Origin of the sequence: Janthinobacterium sp. LPB2021202312-11-4, from assembly GCF_037049705.1 — a bacterium.
Taxonomy (GTDB): domain Bacteria; phylum Pseudomonadota; class Gammaproteobacteria; order Pseudomonadales; family Pseudomonadaceae; genus Aquipseudomonas.
Map to the genome: position 1 here is coordinate 107,563 of NZ_JBAGKV010000008.1, position 26,183 is coordinate 133,745.

The following is a 26,183-nucleotide window of genomic DNA, read 5'->3' on the forward strand; positions in this document are numbered from 1 at the left end:
AATTCGCACCTTTGTTTCGGGTTGGCTACGTAACCTGTAGGAGCGAGGCTTGCCCGCGAAGGCCGTGACGCGGTACGTCTGATACACCGCGTTATCGTTCTTCGCGGGCAAGCCTCGCTCCTACAGAGGGTTATGCCTACCGCTCGATACCGTGTTTGCGTAGTTTTCTATAAAGGGTATTGCGGCTGACACCCAGTTGCTCAGCCGTGTGCGTCATATGCCAGCGCTGCTGTTCCAGCGCATTCAACAGCGCCAGCCGCTCGGCATCATCCAGCGGATGTTCGGACGGTGCCTCAACCACCAACGCCGCCACCGGTCGGGCCTGACGAATCATCGCCGGCAAGTCCTCCAGCCCGATCCGCCCGCCATCACACAGCGCCGCCAAGGTACGCAGCACATTGCGCAACTGCCGCACGTTCCCCGGCCAGGCGAAACCGAGCAAGGCCTGGCGCGCCGGTTGATCAATCAACACCGTTTCCTCGCCCGCCTCTTCGGCCAGCAAGAAATCCAGCAACTGGGATTTATCGCTGCGATCACGCAATGCCGGCAACGCCACTTCCAGGCCATTGAGCCGGTAATACAAATCCTCGCGGAAGCTGCCGTCCTGCACCCGATCCAGCAAGTTCCGGTGAGTGGCACTGATAATTCTGACGTTGACCGACTCCGGTTCACCGCCAATCGGCACCACTTGCCGATCTTCCAGCACCCTTAATAGTCGGGTTTGCAAGGCCAGGGGCATGTCGCCGATTTCATCGAGAAACAACGTGCCGCCATCGGCCTGCTGCAACTTGCCGCGCATGCCTTCCTTGCGCGCACCAGTGAAGCTGCCGCCGCGATAGCCGAACAATTCGCTTTCGATCAAGCTTTCGGGGATGGCCGCGCAGTTGAGCGCGACGAAGGACTTTTCGGCCCGTTGACTGGCCTGGTGCACGGCTTTGGCGAAGGCTTCCTTGCCGGAGCCGGTTTCGCCGTTGATCAGCAGCGGCACGTCTCGCTCGAACACCCGCAAGGCCTTGCGGAAGTCTTCCTGTAACGCGGCATCGCCCAGGCAAATGCCGGACAAACGCGGACGCTCGGCAATCGCCGGACTTGGCGCCACTGGCACCGGAATGCTGCGCGGCTGACCGCGCAACACGGCAAACAGGCTGCGACCGTCACGGGTGCGCAACGGCCAACTGGCACTGGCGTTCACGCTGGCGCGGCCGAGCAACTCATCCAGCGAGCAATCGAAAAACGCCTCCACCGGTTGCCCGAGCAGCCCGCCACGAATGTGCCCCAGCAGGTTCAGCGCGCTCTGATTGACCGCACTGATCCGCCCTTCCCCGTCAAACGCCAGCAACCCCTCGCTGAACAGCCCGACGGATTCGGCCTGCAAGTGAAAACGCAGCAGCCATTGATTATCGAAGTAGCGCAGGAAATAGCAGCTCTCGATCATCTTCGCCGAGAGATTGACCAGGGCCATGGTGTGGAACTGGCTCTGGCGCGAGACTTCATGCCGCGCCGAGGATACGTCGAGCACCGCCAGCAGTTCGCCATGGGGGTCGAACACCGGGCTCGCGGAGCAGGTCAGGCCGGTGTGGCGGCCACGAAAGTGTTCGTCCTGATGAATGGTCAGGGATTGGCGCTCCACCAGGCAGGTGCCGATGCCGTTGGTGCCTTCGCACGCTTCGCTCCAGTCGGCGCCGAGCCAGAGCCCGGCGCGCTCGAAAATCTTCCGTTCGGCGGGGGCGGTGACGCAATTGAGGATCACCCCACGGGCGTCGGTCAGCAGCACCGCGTGGCCGGCGCCGGAGAGCTGCTGATGCAGGCTGGTCATTTCGTTGCCGGCGATCTGCAGCACTTGCTGCAAGCGTTCGCGGCTTTCGAGGACGCGGCCGTGCTCCAGCACCGTGGGCGCCATGGTCAGGGCCGGGTCGAGGTGATAGTCCTCAAGACAACGCAGCCAGGAACGGGCAATCGACGGATCACTGCCGGGGCCGTGCAGGTGCGACTTGCCCTGGGTAACCGTCAGGACTTGCTGGGCATGGCGACTCAAATGATTGTCGTGCATTTCTTATTATTCTCCCCGAGCCGCTTGCACCACCCGCGTAGGAGCTGTCGAGTAAAACGAGGCTGCGATCTTTTGATCTTGTTTTTAACAATCAAAGTCAAAAGATCGCAGCCTCGTTTCACTCGGCAGCTCCTACACAGGGTTTTGCAGCAGCCATCAAAGGTGTGGAACACGGAGCATCCTCCAGCCTAGCCGTCATTGCAATGCTGGCAAGACCGCCCGGTCACAGGCTGTGCCACAAGCGGTACAAACTGTCACCCCAGCTGTACCGGAACCGTCACAGGCGCCATCCGCTTGTCCGACAAAAACCGCGCAAGGCCTTGATTTGCCTGACCTGCAAGGCAGTGGCCCAACCTTTGCTCTACGCTTATAGCAAGCGCTCATGCGCGTCTCTCTTATAAGTACAACAAGCCAAGGAGAAATCACCATGCGTTACGCTCACCCCGGTACTGAAGGCGCTATCGTTTCGTTCAAGAGCAAATACGGTAACTACATCGGCGGCGAGTTCGTCGCGCCTGTTAAAGGTCAGTACTTCACCAATACTTCGCCAGTGAATGGCCAACCGATTGCCGAATTCCCGCGCTCCACCGCCGAAGACATCGACAAAGCCCTGGACGCTGCCCACGCCGCCGCCGATGCCTGGGGCGCCACGTCCGCCCAGGCGCGCTCGCTGGTGCTGCTGAAAATCGCCGACCGCATCGAGCAGAACCTGGAACTGCTGGCCATCACCGAATCCTGGGACAACGGCAAAGCCGTGCGCGAAACCCTCAACGCCGACATCCCGCTGGCGGCGGACCACTTCCGCTACTTCGCCGGTTGCATCCGCGCCCAGGAAGGCAGCGCTGCCGAGATCGACGGCAACACCGTGGCGTACCACATCCATGAACCCCTAGGCGTGGTCGGCCAGATCATCCCGTGGAACTTCCCGATCCTGATGGCCGCGTGGAAACTCGCCCCGGCCCTGGCCGCCGGTAACTGCGTGGTGCTCAAGCCTGCCGAACAAACCCCGCTGGGCATCACCGTGCTGATGGAACTGATCGGCGACCTGCTGCCACCCGGCGTGCTCAACGTCGTGCAAGGCTTCGGCAAAGAAGCCGGCGAAGCCCTGGCCACCAGCAAACGCATCGCCAAAATCGCCTTCACCGGTTCGACCCCGGTCGGCTCGCACATCATGCACGCCGCCGCCGAAAACATTATTCCGTCCACCGTGGAGCTGGGTGGCAAGTCGCCGAACATCTTCTTCGCCGACATCATGCAAGCCGAAGAAACCTTCATCGAAAAAGCCGCCGAAGGCCTGGTGCTGGCGTTCTTCAACCAGGGCGAAGTCTGCACCTGCCCGTCCCGCGCGCTGGTGCAGGAATCGATCTACGACGACTTCATGAAAGTGGTGATGAAGAAAGTCCTGTCGATCAAACGTGGCGACCCACTGGACACCGACACCATGGTCGGCGCCCAGGCGTCCGAGCAGCAATTCGACAAAATCCTTTCGTACCTGGAAATCGCCAAGGGCGAAGGCGCCGAACTGCTGACTGGCGGCAAGGTGGAAAAACTCGAGGGCAACCTGGCGACCGGGTATTACATCCAGCCGACCCTGCTCAAGGGCACCAACAAAATGCGCGTGTTCCAGGAAGAAATCTTTGGCCCGGTGGTGAGCATCACCACCTTCAAGGACGAAGCCGAAGCCCTGGCCATCGCCAACGACACCGAGTTCGGCCTCGGTGCCGGCCTCTGGACCCGCGACATCAACCGCGCCTATCGCATGGGCCGCGCCATCAAGGCCGGTCGTGTGTGGACCAACTGCTATCACCTGTACCCGGCGCATGCCGCGTTCGGTGGCTACAAGAAGTCCGGCGTTGGTCGTGAAACCCACAAAATGATGCTCGATCACTACCAGCAGACCAAAAACCTGCTGGTGAGCTACGACATCAATCCGTTGGGCTTCTTCTGATCCTGCGCGATATCGCGTAACGGCCATCGCGGGCAAGCCTTGCTCCTACAGATCGTGCAATACCTGTAGGAGCATGGCCTGCCAGCGAAGGCGCCCTCAAAAACACTGAAAATCATTGCCCTGCCGCTCTGGCACGGGCTTTGCGTGCCCGCTGTAACCGCAACACCCGAAAGTCCAACAGATCAAACAATAAAAAACAGAGAGGACTTATGACTTCTACGACACAGCTCAAACCCACACTCGGCACCCTGCATTTATGGGGCATCGCCGTCGGCCTGGTGATTTCCGGCGAGTACTTCGGCTGGAGTTACGGCTGGGGCACCGCCGGCACCTTGGGTTTTCTCGTCACCGCGCTGATGGTGGCGACGATGTACACCTGCTTCATCTTCAGCTTCACTGAATTAACCACGGCAATTCCCCACGCTGGCGGGCCGTTTGCCTACAGCCGGCGGGCGTTTGGCGAGAAAGGTGGATTGATCGCCGGCATCGCCACCCTGATCGAATTCGTCTTTGCGCCCCCGGCGATTGCCATGGCCATCGGCGCCTATCTCAACGTGCAATACCCGGACCTTGACCCGAAGATTGCGGCGGTCGGCGCCTACTTCGTGTTCATGACCCTGAACATCCTCGGCGTCAGCATCGCCGCGACCTTTGAACTGGTGGTCACCGTGCTCGCGGTCGCCGAATTGCTGGTGTTCATGGGCGTGGTGGCGCCGGGCTTCAGCTTCAGTAACTTCGTGCTCAACGGCTGGTCGGGCTCCAACGAGTTCAGCCTGGCCTCGATCCCCGGCATTTTTGCGGCGATCCCGTTTGCAATCTGGTTTTTCCTGGCGATTGAAGGTGCAGCCATGGCCGCCGAAGAAGCCAAGGACCCGAAACGCACGATTCCCAAGGCCTACGTCAGCGGCATTCTGACCCTGGTGTTCCTGGCTATTGGCGTGATGGTGATGGCCGGCGGTGTTGGCGACTGGCGTCAACTGTCGAACATCAACGACCCGCTGCCTCAGGCGATGAAAGCGGTGGTCGGCAACAATTCGAGCTGGATGCACATGCTGGTCTGGATCGGTCTGTTCGGTCTGGTGGCGAGTTTCCACGGGATCATCCTCGGCTACTCGCGGCAGTTCTTCGCCCTCGCTCGGGCCGGATACCTGCCTAAAGGCCTGGCCAAACTCTCGCGTTTCCAGACCCCGCACCGGGCGATCCTGGCCGGCGGCGTGATCGGCATCGCGGCGATCTACAGCGATGGCCTGGTTAACCTGCAAGGCATGACCCTGACGGCGGCGATGATCACCATGTCGGTGTTCGGCGCCATCGTGATGTACATCATCAGTATGCTGAGCCTGTTCAAACTGCGGAAAACCGAGCCGAACCTGGAACGCACCTTCCGCGCGCCGGGCTATCCGATTGTGCCGGGGATTGCGCTGTTTCTGGCGGTGGTGTGCCTGGTGGCGATGGCGTGGTTCAACACAGTGATTGGCTTGGTGTTCCTCGGTTTCATGGCCGCCGGTTACCTGTATTTCCAACTGACCGCCAAGCAACGCCTCGCCGCACCGGCGGACGCTATGCTCACAGGTATCTGAGTTGCACCGGTGCCGGGCTGAATGCCCGGCGCCTGCCACATCGAAGTGCACACAGCCGCCCCCGTAGGAGCTGCCGAAGGCTGCGATCTTTTGACTTTGCTTCTAAAGAACAAGATCAAAAGATCGCAGCCTTCGGCAGCTCCTACGCGGGGATAGCGATGTATTTGAGTTATTTACAGATTCAGGAGGACACCGTCCCATGGCCGCATTTGCCCATTCCGTCGGCGCCCAGACTTATCGCTTCGACAGCCTTAAGGACGTCATGGCCAAGGCCAGCCCGGCACGTTCCGGTGACTTTCTGGCCGGTGTCGCCGCCCTCAACGATGGCGAGCGTGTGGCCGCGCAAATGGCGTTGGCCGACATCCCGCTGACCCATTTCCTACAGGAAGTCCTGATTCCCTACGAGGCCGATGAAGTCACCCGACTGATCATCGACACTCACGACAAACAAGCCTTCGCCGTGGTCAGCCATCTCACCGTCGGCGGCTTTCGCGACTGGCTGCTCAGCGACGCCGCCGACGAACAGAGCCTGCGCGCCCTCGCCCCCGGCCTGACCCCGGAAATGGCCGCCGCCGTGTCGAAGATCATGCGCGTACAGGACCTGGTACTGGTGGCGCAAAAAATCCGCGTGGTCACACAGTTTCGCGGCACGATGGGCCTGCGCGGCCGGTTATCCACACGCCTGCAACCCAATCACCCCACCGACGAGCCGGCCGGTATCGCCGCGAGCATTCTCGACGGCCTGCTGTACGGCAACGGTGACGCGATGATCGGCATCAACCCGGCCACCGACAGCATTGCCTCAATCTGCGCCATGCTGGAAATGCTCGACGCGATCATCCAGCGCTATGAGATTCCTACACAAGCTTGCGTTTTAACCCACGTCACAACGTCTATCGAAGCGGTCAATCGCGGGGTTCCGCTGGACCTGGTGTTCCAGTCGATCGCCGGCACCGAAGCGGCCAACGCCAGTTTCGGCATCAACCTGAACGTGTTGCAGGAAGGCTATGACGCCGGTTTGAGCCTGAATCGCGGCACCCTCGGGCAGAACCTGATGTATTTCGAAACCGGCCAGGGCAGCGCGCTGTCGGCCAACGCCCACCACGGCATCGATCAACAGACTTGCGAGACTCGGGCCTACGCCGTGGCGCGACATTTCAAACCGTTTTTGGTGAACACCGTCGTAGGATTTATCGGCCCGGAATACCTCTATAACGGCAAACAGATCATCCGCGCCGGCCTCGAAGACCACTTCTGCGGCAAGTTGCTGGGCGTGCCGATGGGTTGCGACATCTGCTACACCAACCACGCCGAAGCCGACCAGGACGACATGGACACCCTGCTGACCCTGCTGGGCGTGGCCGGGATCAACTTCATCATGGGCATCCCCGGCTCCGACGACATCATGCTCAACTACCAGACCACCTCGTTCCACGACGCCCTGTACGCCCGGCAAACATTGGGTTTAAAACCGGCGCCGGAGTTTGAACAGTGGCTGGCGAAGATGGGCATCTTCACCCAGGCGGACGGCAAGGTGCGGTTCGGCAACAACCTGCCGCCGGCCTTCCGCCAGGCCCTGGCGCAATTGGGATGAGTGTTGATATGGATAAACCACCCGTTGATCCGCAGAACCCGTGGCTGGAACTGCGCCGCCTGACTCCAGCGCGTATTGCCCTGGGCCGCACCGGCACCAGCATGCCGACCAAAGCACAACTGGATTTCCAATACGCCCACGCCCAGGCGCGGGATGCGGTGCATTTGCCGTTCGACCACGCCGGGCTCGGCACGCAGCTGGCCGAGCGCGGCCGCGAAAGTTTGTTGCTGCACAGCGCGGCCACGGACCGCAACAGCTATTTGCAGCGCCCGGACCTGGGGCGCAAGTTGAGCGATGACTCGGCACAGATTCTTCGCGACTACGCCTCAGCCCATCCTGGCGGGGTGGATTTGGTGATTGTGGTGGCCGACGGCTTGTCGGCATTGGCTGTTCATCGCCACACCGTGCCGTTCCTGACGCGGATGGAAGAACAGGCCTCGGCAGATGGCTGGTCGATGTCGCCGGTGATTCTGGTGGAACAGGGCCGAGTGGCCGTGGCCGACGAGATCGGCGAGTTGCTGGGCGCAAAAATGGTGGTGATCTTGATAGGCGAACGCCCGGGACTCAGTTCTCCTGATAGCCTGGGTTTATATTTCACCTACAATCCAAAGATTGGCCTTACGGACGCCTACCGCAATTGCATCTCCAACGTCCGGCTCGAAGGCCTCAGTTACGGCATGGCGGCCCACCGCTTGCTGTATTTGATGCGCGAGGCCTGCCGGCGACAGCTGTCAGGGGTCAATTTGAAGGACGAAGCCCAGGTTCAGACATTGGAGTCGGAAACTGGAGCGGACATGAAAGGTAATTTCCTACTGAGTCCGCCGGATGCCTGAACCGTTTCCGCATTGCGTTTCTGATTCGGTTTCAGGCAGGATCGATGCACGGCCGCCAGGGGTTTCCCATCGCCGTCACGCACGTATGACAGCCACTTGAAGCGAGACCTACCATGCGGATTATTCAAGCGACCCTCGAACACCTGGACCTGCTGACCCCGTTATTCGTCAAATATCGCGAGTTTTATGGCTCTCTGCCGTATCCGGATTCGTCCCGGGCGTTTCTCGAAAAACGCCTGCGCCGCAAGGAATCGGTGATCTACCTGGCCTTGTCCGATGACGACACCCCCAAACTGATGGGTTTCTGTCAGCTGTACCCAAGCTTTTCATCGCTCTCGCTCAAGCGCGTGTGGATTCTCAACGACATCTACGTCGCCGAAGACGCCCGCCGCCAACTGGTCGCCGACAACCTGATCCGCACCGCGAAGAAAATGGCCAAGGAAACCAACGCCGTGCGGATGCGCGTTTCCACCAGCAGCAACAACGAAGTGGCGCAGAAGACTTACGAGTCGATCGGGTTCAAGGAAGACACCGAATTCAAGAACTACGTATTGCCGATTAGCGACGAGTTATAACAACGTCACGGCGAGACAGGCTCTTGTGGCGATGGACTTTGGTGGCGAGGGGGCTTGCCCCCGCTGGGTCGCGAAGCGGCCCCCTGAAGTCCTGAAAGCACCGTAACGTCTGGATTACGACGGCTTCGCAGCCGAACGGGGGCAAGCCCCCTCGCCACAGAAACCTGTCGCCACAGCAAACTCAATCGCCACAAAGGCTTATGTGCAGCCCATCGGGTTCTGATCGCCGGCGACATCCCCCGCTACAATCTCGACGCGCTTTTCACTTTTGCCACCGTATAATCCCGAGCTTCCGCGCTTGTAAGAAAAACTACACCCCCTTGTAGCCTTACATGAAGTCATCCGCACGGGTCTGCTGAGTCGGACCGTCACCACAGGTGCCCCCCATGGATTTCAACCCGATCGACCTAATCCTGCATCTCGATGTTTACCTCGACATGCTGGTAACCAATTACGGTCCATGGATCTACGCCATTCTGTTTCTGGTGATCTTCTGCGAAACCGGCCTGGTGGTCATGCCGTTCCTGCCGGGCGACTCCCTGCTCTTTATTGCGGGCGCCGTGGCGGCTGGCGGCGGCATGGACCCGGTGCTGCTGGGCGGCCTGCTGATGCTCGCGGCGATCCTCGGCGACAGCACCAACTATGTGATCGGACGAACGGCGGGCGAGCGGCTGTTCAGCAACCCGAACTCGAAAATCTTCCGCCGCGATTACCTGCAACAAACCCACGACTTCTACGACAAGCACGGCGGTAAAACCGTGACCATGGCGCGATTCCTGCCGATCATTCGCACCTTTGCGCCGTTCGTCGCCGGCATCGCCAGAATGCCTTACCCGCGCTTTTTCTTCTTTAGTGTGCTCGGCACGATCCTGTGGGTCGGCGGCCTGGTGACCCTCGGTTACTTCTTCGGCAACGTACCGTTCATCAAGAAAAACCTGTCGCTGCTGGTGGTGGGCATCATCCTGCTGTCGCTGGTGCCAATGATCATCGGCGTCGTACGCAGCCGCTTCGGCGGTTCGAACTCCAAAGCCGAAACCCGCTGACTGCGCATGTGGTCCCTGAGCGCCTGGCGTCGCCGGCGCCTTCTGGCCAAGCACCCGATTGCCGACGATATGTGGCAACGGGTGCGCCATCACCTGACCTTCCTTGACGGCATCAGCGCCGCCGAGGACCAGTGGCTGCGTGAAGCCAGCGTGCTGTTTCTCAACGACAAACACCTGACCACCCTCCCCGGTGTCGAACTCCATCAGGAACAACGCCTGCTGCTCGCCGCACAAGCCCAATTGCCACTGCTGAACCTCGGCGATTTGAACTGGTATCAGGGCTTCCACGAAATCGTCCTCTACCCCGACGACTTCCTCAGCCCCCAGCGCCATCGCGATGCCAGCGGCGTCGAACACGAATGGGACGGCGAACACAGCGGCGAAGCCTGGCAGCAAGGCCCGATCATCCTCGCCTGGCCTGGCGTGATGGCCAGCGGCGGCTGGGAAGGCTACAACCTGGTGATCCACGAACTGGCGCACAAACTCGACATGCTCAACGGCGACGCCAACGGCCTGCCGCCGCTGCATCCGGACATGCGCGTCAGTGACTGGGCCAAGGTCATGCAACAGGCCTACGACGACATCAACAAGCAACTGGACCGCCATCCGGACGCCGAAACCGCCATCGACCCCTACGCCGCCGAGAACCCGGGGGAGTTCTTCGCCGTCACCAGCGAATACTTCTTCAGCGCCCCGGATTTGCTGCACAAGGCTTATCCACAGGTCTATGAGCAGTTGAAGCTGTTTTACCGGCAAGACCCGCTGGCCCGGCTGCGGCAACTTCTGGCGCAGAACCCGGTCTATCAGGCACACGACTAAGGTCTACACGACCTCTGGCACATAGCAACGGTGGCGGAATATGCCTATAATCGCCGCCACTTTTTGGTCAATCCGGCCAAGTGTTTTTGGTCAACTAACGGGGGCACCGCCCAATGAGCTACAGCAAGATTCCGGCTGGCAAAGACCTGCCGAACGACATCTACGTCGCGATCGAGATTCCGGCCAACCACGCGCCGATCAAATACGAAATCGACAAAGACAGCGATTGCCTGTTCGTTGACCGTTTCATGGCCACCCCGATGTTCTACCCGGCCAACTACGGTTTCATCCCTAACACCCTGGCTGACGACGGTGATCCCCTCGACGTGCTGGTCGTGACCCCTTACCCGGTTGCGCCAGGCTCGGTGATCCGCGCCCGTCCGATCGGCATCCTGCACATGACCGACGACGGCGGCGGCGATGCCAAAGTCATCGCAGTGCCACACGACAAGCTGTCCCAGCTGTACGTCGACGTGAAAGAGTGCAGCGACCTGCCTCCATTGCTGATCCAGCAGATCGAGCACTTCTTCGCGAACTACAAAGACCTCGAAAAAGGCAAATGGGTGAAGATCGAAGGTTGGGGTGACTCAGAAGCCGCTCGCACCGAGATCATGAAGTCGGTTGCTGCTTACAAAGGCTAAAGCCGGCGTTTAGCTGCAAGCTTCACGCCTCAAGAAAACCCCGGTTGATCCGGGGTTTTTTGTGGGCGCTGAAAAACACCTTTAAACAGCTTGTTTAACAATCCTCGAGTTTGGTTTTTTATTGTTTAATTTTCCCCGAATACGTCTTACATCCCGTCTTAAATTTCCCTCGCAATTTGAACAGTTCGTTTATTCAAACCCCTAACTGGCGCCCGTAAACTCGCGCTCATGAAAAAGAACACTAGTGGTCCACGGTTTAAAGCGCTGCTCAAAGCAGCGAACATCACGACGACAGGATTCGCCGAATTCCTGGACACCGCGCCGCAAAACGTCCACAACTGGTACACCCGCGGCGTACCCGCCCACTGCATGGAAGCCGTCGCCCGGAAGCTGTCCGTCAACAGCGAGTGGCTGAAAACCTCCGAAGGCCCAAAAGACCTGTGTCTGTTCGACGAGAGCGGTACTACCTTTGATACACAAGCCATTCGCGGCGTTTACACCGTCATCGAACCCACCGATGTCGAACTGCCTTTTTACAAGGAAACACCTGTCAGTCCAGGCTCGACTAAAACCCACGTCATCGAAGACGCCAGCCAACCCATCCGCCTGCCCCGCAGCCATCTCGATTCCCTGGAAATCAACCATCGGGATGCTATCTGCGCCTACATGGTCGGCAACAGCATGGCCGAGAAGATCGAAGACGGCTCAACCATCGCCATCGACCGCGGCCTGACCCAGATTGTCGATGGGGAAATCTACGCGATAGAGCACGACGGCATGCTGCGAATCAAATACCTGCACCGGATGCCCGGCAATGGACTGCGATTGCGCAGCCACAACAGCGCGCAGTACCCGGATGAGGTATTCAGGGCCGCGCAGATTGAAGAGCAGAACATTCGGGTGTTGGGATGGGTGTTCTGGTGCTCGACGCTCAACAAACGACGGCCGCCGGTGCCGTTTTTATAAGCGCCTTCGGCAGCACCAACGATGGAACAGGGAAATACAGGCCCCGTGTAGGAGCTGCCGAAGGCTGCGATCTTGGCCATTTACCAGCCGCCGCCGATCCCAAAACAACGAATCATTACAGCCAAAACACAGCCCAGATCGCTCTACCCAGCACTTCCCACTGGGAATTGAAGAAGAAAATCAGTATGCTGCGCCCCACATTTGCGCATCACCCCGCCCCGCGGCGCTGATCGCACCGACAAGGCAGATGATTTTCTCGCCAAGTCCCACAGCCGGACGCAAGATCCGGGTGTACGTTTTGAAGGCTGGCGCGGTTTACCAAAAATGAACCAAGCCAGTCCCCGAGAAGCCGGCCACAAGCCGGCTTTTTAATGCCTGTCTAAAACTACCCTGCCTAGTTTCAACAGTACTGATACTTTTCTTTCATTGAGCAATAACGGCCTAAAAGTAAGCATCTTCGCTGTCTTTTGAAGGAAAGTTCTTAGAAAGTCCAACCTGCTTGCACGAATGAACTGGGCCGATCCCCGGTTACTTGCGTTTTTTCGGCGCCAACAACTCAGAGCGGCCAATCTGCACCCGGCTACTTTCTGCTGCTCGCGGCCCTGAGAAACCCGCTTCTGTGATGGCGCTATGCAATCCTCGAAAATACGGGGCCGATCGTGGGCTACGTAATGTTTCCATACCTTGATTCCAGGCATGCACCATGTGTTTGGCGATATCACGCCAGGCAGGCTCGTTCTTCGCTGCTTCTATCACTTCCTTTCCCACCGCAACAGCCGATTCGCACAGTTGCTCGACCATAGAGGCGTACTGCCTAGGGGGAATACCCAAAACTCCGTTAAAGAAGAGTTCCAGAGTGCGCCCCGGCGCCCAGGTCTGCCGACCACCGACGGATAAGCCGGGCGGGCTCGAGGCAAAACGGGGATAAGCCTGAGTGGTAACCAGGTCATAGATCGGCGTAAACGCGACGTCTGTCCGCGAGGTGTAATAGAGCGCAATGTTTTTGGCGTGACAATCGGCGTTACGCACCACGTAGTTCGCCAGTAGGTGCCAACCGAAATGCTCACGCTGCGCACGCAGCAGGTCACCGGGTATGTAAGGGCGCGTGGCATTCCACACGCGTTCAGTGGTGGTTGCATATTTCTCGTGGGGAGGTAGACCCAACAACCCGCAGGCATCTTCCAGGCCACAGCGCGGCTGGCCGTTTTCATCCACGTCAAAACGATCTACGACCAAGACGCGACCATCCTCAGACATCCGGCAGGTGGCTACCGGTACGACCTGTAGCCGCTCCAGCACCCGCATGGTGTAAAACTCATTGAAGCCCAAGTAGGGTGTCGAATCGTCCGAACCTTTGATGATGTGAAAACCCGTACGCAGCGTGGGTTTCCCCAGAGGTATAGCGTCATGTTCAACATCGTTTGCAATGAACTTTGGAACAACACCGGAGACAGCGGCACGTGCATAACGACGCACCAGCGTCGCAAAATGTTCGCTGGTACTTTCAGCCTTCAGCAGTTGGCCTATTTCCAAAGGCTCCAGTTCGGCCCCGGGTTGAACGCCTTCAGGTGTCACCGCTACCCGACCAATCCCCGCGCCACCGATCACAGCAAGTAGAGATAAGTCGGTGCCGTCCAGCAATGCACCAAACTCTTCACGAATGACCCCAAGCAAGTATCCTTCCGGCAGGTTCTGACGAAAAAACGGGAAAAGATCTCGGGGCCAGCGCCACGGCTCTTCACGGACAGGCAACGCCAAGCTGACGAAGTCCGTTACCGCCGTGCCGGGGAGATATTTCAAAACATACTCATCGCGCTCTCGGTAGAGCTTGGCGACCATTTTCCCGCTGACGTGGACATCTAAAATCATGAGTCTGAAACTCCGGAACGCTGTTCTGCGAGGATGTCCTCAACCGTGCGCGCGTGACCAGCCTTCACCAGTTTCAAGTCATATCCGGCAGCGTCCAACAGGCGCACCAAAGCCGATACGCTCATATCGCCTTTCGCCATGGTTTCCATGCGCGCCACTGTCGACCGTGAGACACCGGCGCGGGCGGCCAAGGCATCCTGACTCAAACGAGCGTTATGCCGGGCTTCCTTCAACATGTCAGCCACATCAAACAGGGTAGTCATTTGTAGCCCTCGAGCATCAATAATCGTTATATAGGCGATTAATGTAGCCCTGGAGACACAGATTCCGCAAGTTGATATCCGTTTTAGCAAACACCCAAATTTGTGGCTTTCGAGCCACAAACCGAGTTATCCCACTAAATCTGTAGCCCGTGAGCATCAATTTTCATGTTTGATAATGATGTGTTCACCGCTCAAATTTGGGCAGCAACGTGCTGCCCAATTCACGGACTCGGCCCCCGTATCACGGATAACTAAACCCCTTAACCAACGTCAACTCCCCCACCGCCCGCATCGGCACCAGAAAAGTCTCCATCTTCTCGTTAGGCGTCCCTTCCTCCGTAATCACCGTCACCTGCGCCGTCGTCAGCGCCTGAACCGCATCCGCCTGCCCATCCTCATCACTGCGATACCCGCCCCCGAAGTAATTCACATAAACCAGATACTGCCCCTTGATCGGCGCCGGCATGGAGAAGATTTCCGGGCCATACCCCGTGGTCACGTCGACATCCAGCGCCGCGCCGTTCGCTGCGACACGGTTGCCGTACCAGATATGCGCGCCGTCAGGTGTGATCAGGTGCAAATCCAGATCCGTGTTGTCGCTGTCCCATGACAACAACACCCGCAACTTGGCCGGGGTCGCCCCGCCGCTGGTGTGGAGGAACTGCGTGCGATGCCGCTGTTGTCCATCGGGGCTACGGACTTCAACGCTGTTGCTGCCATTGGGAAACGAGTACGGGCGATCAAAGCGTCCGGCATCATCGATTTTCAGCGGCATGCTGATGCCGTTAACGATCAACCGGCCAGGCTCATTCGATTTGGGCGTGGCTTTGATCTGGCCGCTGATACGCGCGGTGTTGGCCTGGCCGGCCGGGGTGTTGACCGAGGAGGCCGGGTAGTTGACGGTCTGGCGGTAGTTTTCGCCTTCGCCTTCAACGGCACCGGTGCGCCAGCCGCCCACCGGAGTGTCAATGGTGACGGCGCCGGCAAACGTCGTCGGCAGTACGCAGAAGGAGCAGAGGAACAGGAAGACCTGTGGATAACGGAGTTTCATGGCCTATTCCAGCAAGAGGTGGCGGGCGAGCCCTTCGATGTAGGTTTCATCCTGGCCGTTGGGGTGTGCTTCGAAGGCCAGGTGCAGGTATTCGTGGGTCAGGTCGAGGCGGTCTTGCAACGTCAGCACGCCGCGCACGTAGATGCGCTGGCGTTCGCGGTCGACAAACGGACGGCCGAAGGCCAGGCGGCAGACGGCAAAGGTGTTGACTTCGTTGTAACCGACCTCGCTTTCCAACCGCGCACGCCAGCCGCGACGCTGGGTTTGCAGCCAGTCTTGGGCGGCGGGCAGTGCTTCGCAGGAGGCCACGGGATTGTCCCAGCGGCTGAGGCTCGCGCGCGGGTAGGCGTGCAGCAGGATGGCGTCGTAGCGTTGGCCGGCGTTAGCTTGTTCGACGGCTTGCTGCCAGGACAGTTTGTCCGGGCCGGGCTGGTCGGAGTGATAGGTGACGGTGCTGCCGGCCAGGACGAGATCGGTGGTCCACGCAGCGATGTTGCGGGATTCGGCGGTGGCCGGGCGTGGGGCGACGCGCTGACGGCTACTGCTGTCGTCGATGCTCAGGCAGTCGCCGTGGCGGGTGGCGTTTTGCAGCAGGTAGGTGCGGATCGCCACGGCCAGTGCTTTGGCGGCTTCAGCGGGTTCGGGTTTGGCTTCGCGCTGCAGGACGCGGGCGACGTATTCTTCACGGTCGAGACGTGCGATCAGTTTTTCACCCACCAAAAACAGTTCACCGTCGCTGTGGATATCCAGCTGATTGCCGTTGGCGAACTCGACGCGATAGTCGCCCTGAATAGGCCCATCGGAAACAACCCGATCTCCCGCCAAAACGCGGCTAATCGGATAACGTGAAAACAGTCCGACCTCAACACAACGCCCGGCATCCGCAGGCCAATCAACCGGCAATACCGAGGCCAACGCGCCACCGTAATTGCGCAACACCATCTGACTGGTCCCACGCCCACCGGCCCAGATCGGTGTGCCATCCACCGCCCAACCGGCGAACCCGCCCTGACGCGACGTTGGGTCCTGATCCCCCAGCCAGCTCCAGGTTTTCACCCGCAAGCGGCCGCCAAGTTCACCCACGACATTGCCATCAGCGGCATTCAACACCACGTCCAGCAACACCCGCCGCGCCTGATCCTGCGCGGGCATCACCGCTAACACCTTCAACAACTCAGCGACTGAAACGCGGGTGGAGGGCTGCAACGACGGCAAATCCAGCAACCATTCCGGCGCTTGCCGAGCCTGCCAATACGTCCGCCAGTCAGCGCCATGAATGCCCAACCGCCCAGGCTCAAAGTACAAGCCACACGACTTCACCAACGCCTGATCGCGACCAATCTTGCCGCCAGCCGAGCAGCAATAAACCTCTTCCTTCGACTGCCCGCGACATTCATACGCGGGTTCCCGCGCGCCGGTATCCACCAACCAGCCATAGACAAACAACTTCCACAAACTGCCTAACGGCGTCTGCAGATCTGCAGGCAACGGCTCGCGGGAGATCAATTGCGTGCGGCTCAACGACAGCAACTCACCCTTGAAGCCCAGCCGCAGCGGTTCGTCCTGCGCGGTCGCCAGCGCAGGGAGCAAACACAGCAGCCACAAGACCAGAGGCCGGGTCATGTCAGTTGACCGTGACCTGGCCGAGCGCCGGTTTCTGTTCCTGGGCCTGATGCTGCGGCGCATAGACCTGAGTGAACCGCACCGGCGGCAGGTTGAACTGGCCTTTTTGCGAGAAGCGCACCAAGTGCCGCACGCGCAATTCGCCGCTCAAGGCATCCACCGGAATCGCGTAAGCCATTTGCCCCGGCTCGAAACGCGCCTTCTCCAGCGCCGTCGGCTCAGTGCCGGCCTTGCCCATCAACTTGATGCCCCACGTGGTGCGCTCGACATCGGCACCCGGTGGCAGTGGCACTTCGATCATGCCGTAGCGCAGCGGTTTCGCCGCTTTGCTGGTGATGATCACTTCATCGAGATACAGGCTATCGCTGGACAACGGCTTGCTGCCGACAGCTTCGAGTTTGAACTCGAACGCTTCGTCACCCGGCACCAGACGCGACAGGCGACGGGTGATGGTCACAGCCATCGGGTCGATCGCCGGTTGTTTGGTCTGGTAGCTCAGCGCGGCGCGCAGTGGACGCTCTTGTGTCCCGGTCAGCGACAACGCCGCCGGTACAGGCGTCGCGCCCTGCCACGTCCAGTACATCTCGCCGGTGTCACCGTAGCGTTTCTTCCAGCCCTCGCCCGGTGCCAGGGCGATGGTCGGCGAAGCCTGCTCAATGCTGCGTTGCAACCAGCTCAGGGCCAAGGCGCGCTCCAGGGTCGATTGTTGCGGCAACAGACGTTGCAACAGCGCTTGGGCGTGAGCCTGATCGAAGGCTTGCAGCGAGAGGTTCAGCGCCTCGGCAAACGGCTGCGAACTCACGGCCAGACGTTGTTGCGCATCCGGCAATTGACGACTGAATGCATCAGGCAGCGTGACCTTGGACTGACGCGCAAGCGAGGCCGTCAGCGCACGCGCCGCCGCCAGGCCCAGGGCCGAATCCGGATCGCTCATGACAATGCTGTCTTCGCCATCCTCCATCAGGTTCGCTGCGTTGCCGTCACCGGCCTTCGCCAGGTCATCCATCAAACCGCTGAGCAAGGTGTTCACCGGCAATTGCATTTGCTTGGCGAACGACAGGATCAGCGCCCGTTGCAACAGCGGCGTGTTTTTCGCTTGCTTGGAATACACCTCCAGCACCCGCTGCCAATGCTCCGGCGGCAAGCTCAGTTCCAGCGCTTTGCTGGCGTACCAGTCGGCGTAATAGGCGTAAGCGGTGAGGAACGCATCCGGCTCGCCGTCCATGCCCCACCAGGTGAAACTCGCCGACGGACCGGCCATTTGCACCAGGCGCAGACGGCTGTTTTGCATGATCAGGCGCAAGCGATCACGGACCTGCGGGTTCGACGACAGCGATGGATACGCAATGCTCAGCGGCAATAACTGGCTGGCGGTTTGCTCGACGCCGCCGTACGGATAGCTCAACAAATCGTCGAGGGCCGAACGGAACAGCGCTTGTGCACTGTCATCCAGACGCAGACGAATATCTGTCGCGTCGACCGGCAAGGTCAGCGCGGTATCGCCACTGAGCGCGTCCACGACTTGGCTCTGGGTGACCTGCCAACCTTCACCGGTCGCGGTCAGGCGCACGGCCAATGCATCAGCCGTTTTGCCGTCCTGCACCAGTTCCGCCGTCCAGTCGCCACTGGCCAATGCAAACGCCGGCAGCGGGATGTAGTTGATGCCGTTGTTCAGGGTCACCGGCATGCGCTGATCGGCACCGCCGTAATGGATCACCAGCTCAGCCTTGACCGGTTTCTCAGCCTGGCTGAACGCGAATACGCCGAGATCCGGTTTGTCGCCATTGCGGAATTTGGTCGGACCGCTCCACTTCAGGTACAGCGGTTTTTCCGAACGCACGAACTGCTTCTTCTGCCCGACCTGACCGTCATCGGCGATGGCTCGCGCAGTGATGCGCCAGCGGGTCAGCGAGTCCGGCATCTTGAAGGTGAAACGGGTTTTGCCGTTGGCGTCGGTGATCAATTCCGGCTGCCACGCGGCGGTGTCGACGTCTTCACGACGGGGCCGTTCCAGCACTTTCACCCCGCGCTCGCTACGGTTGGCTTTGCCCGGCGCGCCGGGGCTGCCCGGCAATGCCACGTCGTAGCTGATGAACGACAGGCTGGCGCTGGTGCGCACGTTGTTGCGGCGCGGGTGGTAGAAGAATTGGTCGATGGTCGGCGCAACTTCCGGTTGCAGCGCGTAGATCATTTCGTCGACGACGCTGACCGTCAGGTGCGCCGGGATTGGCTTGCCGGCGAATTGAGTGGTCAGGTCCACCGACACGGTGTCTCCCGGCTGATACGACGCTTTGTCCGTAGCAATCGCCACGTCGATCTGCGGCGTGATCACTTTGATGCCGGCGTTCTGGAAGCTGTACTGACCGCCCTTGGTGTAGAGCACGGAGAAGGTCAGGTTCGGCGCAAACGTATCCTTCACCGCAATGCGTGCGCGGTATTGGGTTTCGCTGAGTTTTTCCATTTTCAGCCAGTCGCCGCCCTTGGACAGCAGCGCGGTGGACTCGACTTTATCGCGCTCCAGGGACAGCAGCGCGTCGCTGACCGGTTCCGGGAACGTGATCAACGCCAGGGCTTCGTCGCCAGCCTTGTACTCGGGTTTATCGAGGACGATTTCCACGGTGCCCGGCACGGCTTTGACGCCCTCGCCGGTGACAGAATGCCCGGTGGCGCCAACCACGCGGCCATGGTCATCCTTCAACGCCAGGTTGTAAGTGCCCGGACGCTCGAAAGCCAGGCTGAAGCCTTTGTCTTTGGCGGTGAGTTTGCCGTCGCCGGTGGTCTGGTCTTCCAGGCGCACCCAGCTGTAGCTGCTCGGGGTGACGGCTTTGCTTTGCTCGCTACCGCCTTCATTCAAGTAGCTGAACGCAACCTTGTCGCCCACCGCGCTGAAGCGCTGCGGTGCGCTCAAGCGGAAGCTCGCGGCACCCCGGTCAATCAGGATTTCCTTGGTGGTCTTGACCCGATACGCCGCGCCATCGCTGGCAAACACGGTGAGCATGTAGCGGCTCGGTTTGTCGGCGGCGGGCAGGTCGAGGGTCGCGTTGCCCTTGGCGTCGGTGGTCAGTTCGGTACTGGTCAACTCCACCGGGAATTGCCCGAGGTATTGCAGTTCGTTATCGACCATCGACAGTTGCTGGGCGCGCAGGCTCAGGGTCAACTTGGCGTCGGCCACCGGTTTGCCGTCCGGGTACAGCAGCACCAGGCTGCCCTTCACCGGTTCGCCCGTGCGGTAATCCTGTTTGGCCAAATTGAGCGAGATTTCAAAGTGCGGCTTGATGTATTCAGCAACCCGGAAGGCGCTGCTGTAGGCCTGATCCTTGTAGCTGAAACGCAATTCATAACCGCCCGCCACCGCGTTGTCCGGCAACTGGAAACGGCCCTGGGTGCCGGACTTGGAGTCGAGTTTCAGCGCCAGGGATTGCAGCGCGGTGCCGGTGGCATCGAGCACGGTCACGTTGACGTCGGCCGCAGTCGGCGCCACGGAATCCCGGGCGTTCTTGAACTCGCGACCAACTATTTTCAGCGACACCCAATCCCCCGGCCGATACAGCGGCCGGTCGGTGAAGGCATAGAGTTTGGTGTCGTAGATTTCGCTGTCGTAATAGAAGTTCTCGGAGACAAACACTCCGCCCTCTTCGTCTTCGCCGATCACGAACGAACGCTCGGGGCTGACGTGTTTCAAGCGCAGCAAACCATCGGTATCAGTCGCGCCGCTGCTCATCACGCCGAGGCCATCGGTCCACAGCACATTAACCTTCGGCACCGAACTGCCTTCGTGTTTGCGTGCGGCCCACACCAGCAATTCATCACCGGCAATCTTGCTCACGGCCACGGTGTTGGACACGAACACCATGGTGGTCGCGCGGTACTTGCCGATCAGCGCTTCCACCAGGTACAGGCCCGGTTTCAGGTGACCCAACGGGATGTACACGTTGCCCGGCGCGACGCTGACGAATTCACTGGAGGAACCCGCCAGGTTCACGCCCGCAGGTGGCTGGATCGGTTTGGCTTCCCACAGCGGATAGCGGAATTGGCTGACAACGGGCAGGCCCGGAATCAATGCGAATTGCGGCTGAGCGTCGTAGGGCGTTGGCGCGGCGATCGCGGTGCCCATCTTCAGTTCAGGTACTTCCTCGGTGACTTGTTTGCGCGACTCGTAGGAAAACGCCCGCTGCATCACGCGACGGGATTTGCGATACCAGTTGTCCCACAGGTACGCGAGGGTGTTCGACAGGCCTTCGCCCTTGAACTGGCCGTCGCTGACCACGCGGTGCAGGTTCTTCTGACGCTTGAGGAAATCCAGCGGCTTGTCGATGCGGTACACGCGAATATCCGCGCCGCCATAAGGCTCCATGCGGAAGCGGCGATAGTCGCGGCCCGGCGCTTCGAGACGGACCATCGCCTGTTCGTCGCTGGCGAAACTGCTGTCCGCCAACAGGAAGAAACTTTCACCGGCCACCGGCGTGTAGCCGCTCGGCTCGACGGTGTCTTCGGCGTTGACCGTCGAAAACGGCAGCACCAATAGCAATAGCAGAGGCAGTAAACGCAGCATGCGGGCACCGATCATTGGGAGAGAAAGTTCAGTCGATAGACGCCGATGAAGTTGGGGTTGGCTGCGTCGGGTATCCATCGGGTGTCCTTCCATGTCATGAGTTGCTGCAGGCTCGCGGATCGCATGCCGTTGTCAGTGGGGGTGGTGGTGCCAGTGTGATAGGCGATGTAGCGGCCCATCCAGATCATCAGGTGCTGGTCGTCGCCCTGATCGAAAAACATCAAGTCGCCGGGCCGGGCCTGCGACACATCGCGGCCCACCAGATGACTGTTGAACTGAATCAGTTTGATCGCGTTGACGTACGGCCCGACCTTGCCGCCGCCCTGCTGCCATTGCTGGGCGAGGCCGCGCTGGGCCTCGCTCAGTTGCAGTTCCGGCGGCAGGTAGCGGTTGGACAGGCCATTGCTGCGCAGCCATTTTTCGTCATGGACTTTCAGCGCTTCGTTGGCGGCGAAACGCACCAGGCCCGCGCAGTCCTGCTGATACCAGCGCGGGCTCGGGCCTTGGGTCAGTTGTTCCTGGGCGATGCGCACGAACCAGGCGCGAAACACCTGGGATTGCTGCACATCCAGCGGCGGCGCCTCAGTGGCGAACGCCCGACTGCCCAGCAACATCGCCAGCAGGCCGAGGCCTCGGATAAGGGCTGTCACAGGGCTTTCCACTCCAGCGGCAGCCACTGCCAGTGACCGTCCGGCTCGCTGCCCTTGGGCAAGGTCAACGCGTATTTGCCGTAGCCGCCGAGCTTGCGCAGTTTCGGGATCAGGTAGGTTTGCGCAGCGTTGTAGAACACCGGTTCCATGTCCTGGGGCAGGCTGTCGAGGGTTTCCTGTTGCATCAGTTGCGCCATGGAATCCGGGCCGAAGTAGACCGGCATCAGCAGGTCTTTCGGCACCACGTCTGCCATCGGCGGGAAGCGTTTGTCGAGGGTGCCGAGGGCTTTATCCACCAGTTTGTCGTCGAGGGAAAACAGCAGCGTCGAACCGTGACGGGCCAGGCTGACTTTCATAAAGGCCTTGCCGCTGATCGCGTCCGGGTTCTCGGCATCCTTGGCTGCGTACGGACCGAAGTTGGAGCTGACCTGACGCTGCCATTGGTGGCTGTCACCTTCCTGCTTCTCGACCACCGGGAACGCGTGCTCATCGACGTTGGCCTCAAACGCACCGACCATCGAGCCGAACAGGTTGCCCAGGTCGCCGTCGAGTTTGGCGCTGTCCTTATCGTTCAGGCTGGCCACCAGCAGCGGCGTGTACAGCCGCGAATCGGCGTACCAGCAAAGCCCCGCCGCGCCGGCCATGTGCTCGGTCAGGGCCTCGGCGACTTTTTCTTCTGCACCGAGTTTTACCAGCAGCGGTTTCTGTTGCTCGGCGGCAAGCGGTAACGCTACGCAGGCGCTGGCGCCCATCGGCATGGCTTGCCAGATCGGTTTGAAATCGAAGTCCGGTTGGTTATCGAGTTCGTCCATGGCGAGGAAGCTGTGCCAGCCCTTGTCGTCCATGTCGAAACGCAGGCCAGCGAAGTTCGGGATGAAACGCTGGTAACCCATGGCCAACACACTGGCGTTGACCGACAGGCGTTGCTTCACTTCCGGCAAGCGGGGTTGCAGGCCAAAGGCTTCGGGGAACAGTTTGTCGCCGTTGAGCAGTGCGGCGATGGACTTGGTCGAAACGGCGCCCGACTCTTCAGAGGCACCACTTTCCGCATCGTAGAGCTTGGTCGGATTCGACAGCACCACCAGTTTGTCGCCATGGGAGGCAAACAGCAGTGCTTTGGTGGCGTTGTAGGTCAGTTGATACAGCGCCACATCATCAGCGCCGACTTTCACCGTGCCGACCTGGGTCAGTTGCGTGTCATCCAGCGCCACTTTCGCCAGCGGCTCCAGCAGTTTGGCCAGACCACCGCGATCCATCACCAACAGGAAGTCTTTGAGGCGACCATCCGCCCCACGCCACAGCGCCACGTCCGCCGGTTGATCGAAGAGTTGCTCGATCAGGCTGTCCTGCAATTTCAGGTCATGTTCGTAAATGATCCGCCGCAAGCTGCCGATCAAACCGAGACGATCGGCGTGCGCCTCGTAATAGAAGACGAAATCTTCGGTCAGGGTTTCCTTGAGGAACGGCACCGCCAGCAAGTCCTTGGGCAATTGGCTCAAGGAGTTGGTTTCCAGCAGACCGTCCGGACGGCTCATGCCCAGTTTGTCGCTGGCCAGCGCCGCCAGCGGCACTTTGGGTTTGTGCATGAACCAGCCCAACCCGCCCGCCACGCCGGCCACCAGGCACAGACCGATCAATACGGCTGGCCAGCGACGTGGATTTTTAGCGGCAGGCGTTTCGGCGGCCGGAGAAGCAGTGTTATCGCTCATGTTCACGCTCATGTTCCCAAAGCTCAGCAATTCATCCGTGGAGCGGGATGCTTAATAGTTGAAAGTCTTGACCAGCAACAGGTCACCGATGGCCCGCAGGGGCACGATGAAAGTCTCGCGTTTTTCGTCGACGGTGTTTTCGTTGAGCACCAGGTTGATTTGCGAGGTGATGACCTCGTTCTGGTTGCTGGCCTCATCGAAGTTATAGCCTTCGCTGCCGAAGTTGCCCCAATAGTTCACGTAAACCAGATAGGTGCCATGCAGCGGCGCGGTCATGGTGAACATTTCCGGGCCGGGGCCATCGACGCCGTCGGGGTCGAGGCCGCCGCCATTGGTCAACGCCGTATGGGCGAAGAACGCATGCTGGCCGTCGGGGGTGATGATGTGCAGGTCGAGCTCGGCTTTAGGGTCATCCCAGCCCAGCACCACGCGAATCCGCGCCGGGGTCCGCAGGTTGTTGGCTTCATAGAATTGAACGCGCTTGAGGGATTTGCCCTCGGCGCTGCGCACTTCAACGCTGTTGGAACCGGCGCCAAACGCATACGGCCGGGCGAAACGCCCTTCGTCGTCGGTGTACAGATTCAGCGGATTGCCGTTGACCGCCAGGGTGTGCGGCCCGCGCTGGGTGCCGATGGCCTTGAGCTGGCCTTCGATCATCGTGCGATTGCGCTGTACGCCGCGATCGATGGGCGGCGTGGGATAGGCAACTTGCGGGTTTTCACTGCGATCGAGCAAACCGTTGTAGCGCCAGCCGCCCACCGGCTCCGACAGCTCAGCCGTCGGCGCGGCCCAGGCAGCGGTGGCCCAGACCAGCGTGATCAGCAGTGAAAGAAAACAACGCATGTGACGCCTCCTGCCATGCATAACGAAACCTTGCACCCGATCCTCGGTGCGTTACAGATCCAAAAACTGCGTTTCGTCAGAAAGACCCGTGACTATCGGGTCGTAGAAGGCGCGAAGGTTAGCGATTTGGCAGTTTTTTAACAATCGGATACATCTTTATTTGTGGTGGAAATCACGGTGATTGTTGGGCGTGAGCCGAATAGCGCGGTTATTCGGCTCACAAAATGAGCCGAATAGGATTATTATTCGGCTCATTGACCTTGGAGCACCCGCATTCATGACACCTCACTGGATCTGGCAGCAGCCCGACTGGCCGAACTTCACTTGGCAAGCAGAACGACTGACACCGCTGTTGCGCGAGTGCGTGCAGGCACAAGGTCAGTTGATGGGCATGGCCAGTTCCGTGAGCAGCTCCCAGAGCGCGCGGAACGAACTGGATGCGTTGTTGCAGAACATCGTGACGTCTTCGGCTATCGAGGGCGAAACGCTGAATGTCGGCTCGGTTCGCTCATCACTGGCCCGGCGCCTGGGTCTGGAACAGATGGACGGCGATCACGTCAGCCAACGCAGCGAAGGGCTGGCGCAGTTGATGCTCGACGCCACCCAGCACTTTGCGCAGCCGCTGACGCTGGCGCGATTGCTGGAATGGCATAAATGGTTGTTTCCGGATCAGGACGCCGACTTCGCCGCCCGGCCAATGCATGTCGGCGAATTGCGCGGCGATGAGCCGATGCAGGTGGTTTCAGGGCGCCTCGACAGGCCAACCGTTCACTTCGAAGCACCGCCACGCCTTGGCCTTGAACACCAACTCGACACGTTTCTAACCTGGTTTGTCGCCAGTCAAAGCCAGGAAGGGCTCGATCCATTGCTGCGGGCTGGCATTGCGCACTTCTGGTTCGTGACCTTGCACCCTTTCGATGACGGTAATGGGCGTCTGACGCGCACTATTACCGATCTGGCGTTGGCTCAGGGCGAGGCTCAGGCCATTCGTTTCTATGCCATGTCCGCGAGCATTCTGGAGGACCGCGCCGGTTATTACCGCGTGTTGGAAACCAGTCAGAAGGCCACGGCAGATATCACCGAGTGGCTGGAGTGGTTCCTGAAAACCCTGCTGCGCAGCTTGCAACAGGCCATGGCGCGGATCGAATCGGTACTGGGCAAGGCGCGTTTCTGGCAGGCACACCGGGAGTCCGGACTGACCGCAGAGCAGATCAAAGTCCTGAACCGCTTACTTGATGGCGGGGAGCGTGGCTTCGAGCAAGGGATCAGTGCGGCGCAATATCAGGCTGTGGCGAAGGTGTCCAAGGCGACTGCCACTCGTCATTTGGCTGAATTACTGGAAAAAGGCTGCCTTGAACGCCTCCCCGGCGGCGGCCGCAGCACTCGATATAAAATCAGCGACCCAGATCCATCAACACAATAACCTGCCTGCAACACGCCCCTGTGGAAGCGAGCTTGCTCGCGATAGCGGACGTTCAGGTATAGAAGTTTTGACTGGAATACCGCCATCGCGAGCAAGCTCGCTCCCACAAGGATCACCCCCGCTCATTTGCCCATAACCCCCATGTCTGCTA

The 26,183-nt window shown here is 60.0% G+C and carries 19 protein-coding genes; 10 read left to right on the plus strand and 9 right to left on the minus strand.

The window, feature by feature from the left end:
- Window positions 1-136: 136 nt before the first annotated feature.
- Entirely contained in the window at window positions 137-2,050 is a 1,914-nt protein-coding gene (locus tag V5E99_RS11190) for a sigma-54-dependent Fis family transcriptional regulator (RefSeq protein ID WP_499802516.1), read from the minus strand.
- A gap of 427 nt (window positions 2,051-2,477) precedes the next feature.
- On the opposite strand from V5E99_RS11190, the gene exaC reads away from it, so the two are divergent.
- The 9 genes from exaC (at window position 2,478) to V5E99_RS11235 (ending at window position 12,049) form a co-directional block, all read left to right on the plus strand.
- The gene (gene exaC / locus V5E99_RS11195; RefSeq protein ID WP_054052388.1) at window positions 2,478-3,998 is read left to right on the plus strand and encodes an acetaldehyde dehydrogenase ExaC; all 1,521 of its coding nucleotides are present in this window, start codon (window positions 2,478-2,480) and stop codon (window positions 3,996-3,998) included.
- A 209-nt stretch (window positions 3,999-4,207) separates the two neighbouring features.
- On the plus strand, window positions 4,208-5,578 hold the full coding sequence (gene eat / locus V5E99_RS11200; protein ID WP_499802517.1) for an ethanolamine permease: 1,371 nt from the start codon (window positions 4,208-4,210) through the stop codon (window positions 5,576-5,578).
- 199 nt (window positions 5,579-5,777) lie between these two features.
- Window positions 5,778-7,172 carry an ethanolamine ammonia-lyase subunit EutB gene (locus V5E99_RS11205; protein WP_499802518.1) on the plus strand — a complete coding sequence of 465 codons (1,395 nt, stop codon included), beginning with the start codon at window positions 5,778-5,780 and terminating at the stop codon, window positions 7,170-7,172.
- Window positions 7,173-7,180: 8 nt separating this feature from the next.
- Window positions 7,181-8,005, plus strand: a complete 825-nt coding sequence (gene eutC / locus V5E99_RS11210; RefSeq protein WP_499802519.1) for an ethanolamine ammonia-lyase subunit EutC — start codon at window positions 7,181-7,183, stop codon at window positions 8,003-8,005.
- A 113-nt stretch (window positions 8,006-8,118) separates the two neighbouring features.
- Window positions 8,119-8,580: a GNAT family N-acetyltransferase gene (locus V5E99_RS11215; RefSeq protein WP_499802520.1), complete on the plus strand. Its 462-nt coding sequence runs from the start codon at window positions 8,119-8,121 to the stop codon at window positions 8,578-8,580.
- Between the two features lie 386 nt (window positions 8,581-8,966).
- Entirely contained in the window at window positions 8,967-9,623 is a 657-nt protein-coding gene (locus V5E99_RS11220) for a DedA family protein (protein ID WP_499802521.1), read from the plus strand.
- A 6-nt stretch (window positions 9,624-9,629) separates the two neighbouring features.
- Window positions 9,630-10,442: a M90 family metallopeptidase gene (locus tag V5E99_RS11225; RefSeq protein ID WP_499802522.1), complete on the plus strand. Its 813-nt coding sequence runs from the start codon at window positions 9,630-9,632 to the stop codon at window positions 10,440-10,442.
- Window positions 10,443-10,555: 113 nt separating this feature from the next.
- Window positions 10,556-11,083, plus strand: coding sequence for an inorganic diphosphatase (gene ppa / locus V5E99_RS11230; RefSeq protein ID WP_008153565.1), 528 nt, complete (start codon window positions 10,556-10,558; stop codon window positions 11,081-11,083).
- A 228-nt stretch (window positions 11,084-11,311) separates the two neighbouring features.
- Complete coding sequence (locus V5E99_RS11235) at window positions 11,312-12,049, plus strand: S24 family peptidase (RefSeq protein ID WP_499802523.1); 738 nt, start codon at window positions 11,312-11,314, stop codon at window positions 12,047-12,049.
- Window positions 12,050-12,577: 528 nt separating this feature from the next.
- On the opposite strand, the gene V5E99_RS11240 is transcribed toward V5E99_RS11235, so the two are convergent.
- The 8 genes from V5E99_RS11240 to V5E99_RS11275 form a co-directional block, all read right to left on the minus strand.
- Window positions 12,578-13,918, minus strand: a complete 1,341-nt coding sequence (locus V5E99_RS11240) for a type II toxin-antitoxin system HipA family toxin (protein ID WP_499802524.1) — start codon at window positions 13,916-13,918, stop codon at window positions 12,578-12,580.
- On the minus strand, window positions 13,915-14,181 hold the full coding sequence (locus V5E99_RS11245; protein WP_499802525.1) for a helix-turn-helix domain-containing protein: 267 nt from the start codon (window positions 14,179-14,181) through the stop codon (window positions 13,915-13,917). The genes V5E99_RS11240 and V5E99_RS11245 overlap by 4 nt, the downstream gene beginning before the upstream one ends.
- Window positions 14,182-14,422: 241 nt before the next feature.
- The gene (locus V5E99_RS11250; RefSeq protein WP_499802526.1) at window positions 14,423-15,232 is read right to left on the minus strand and encodes a YfaP family protein; all 810 of its coding nucleotides are present in this window, start codon (window positions 15,230-15,232) and stop codon (window positions 14,423-14,425) included.
- A gap of 3 nt (window positions 15,233-15,235) precedes the next feature.
- Window positions 15,236-16,855: a DUF2300 domain-containing protein gene (locus V5E99_RS11255; RefSeq protein ID WP_499802527.1), complete on the minus strand. Its 1,620-nt coding sequence runs from the start codon at window positions 16,853-16,855 to the stop codon at window positions 15,236-15,238.
- 1 nt (window position 16,856) lies between these two features.
- Window positions 16,857-21,407: an alpha-2-macroglobulin family protein gene (locus V5E99_RS11260; RefSeq protein ID WP_499802528.1), complete on the minus strand. Its 4,551-nt coding sequence runs from the start codon at window positions 21,405-21,407 to the stop codon at window positions 16,857-16,859.
- An 11-nt stretch (window positions 21,408-21,418) separates the two neighbouring features.
- Complete coding sequence (locus tag V5E99_RS11265; protein ID WP_499802585.1) at window positions 21,419-22,021, minus strand: DUF1175 domain-containing protein; 603 nt, start codon at window positions 22,019-22,021, stop codon at window positions 21,419-21,421.
- Window positions 22,022-22,053: 32 nt separating this feature from the next.
- Window positions 22,054-23,766 carry a DUF2138 domain-containing protein gene (locus V5E99_RS11270; RefSeq protein ID WP_499802529.1) on the minus strand — a complete coding sequence of 571 codons (1,713 nt, stop codon included), beginning with the start codon at window positions 23,764-23,766 and terminating at the stop codon, window positions 22,054-22,056.
- A 51-nt stretch (window positions 23,767-23,817) separates the two neighbouring features.
- Entirely contained in the window at window positions 23,818-24,609 is a 792-nt protein-coding gene (locus tag V5E99_RS11275) for a YfaP family protein (protein WP_499802530.1), read from the minus strand.
- Window positions 24,610-24,886: 277 nt separating this feature from the next.
- On the opposite strand from V5E99_RS11275, the gene V5E99_RS11280 reads away from it, so the two are divergent.
- Window positions 24,887-26,032 (plus strand): Fic family protein, encoded by a 1,146-nt coding sequence (locus tag V5E99_RS11280; RefSeq protein ID WP_499802531.1) that lies wholly within the window; start codon window positions 24,887-24,889, stop codon window positions 26,030-26,032.
- The last annotated feature ends 151 nt before the right edge of the window (window positions 26,033-26,183 follow it).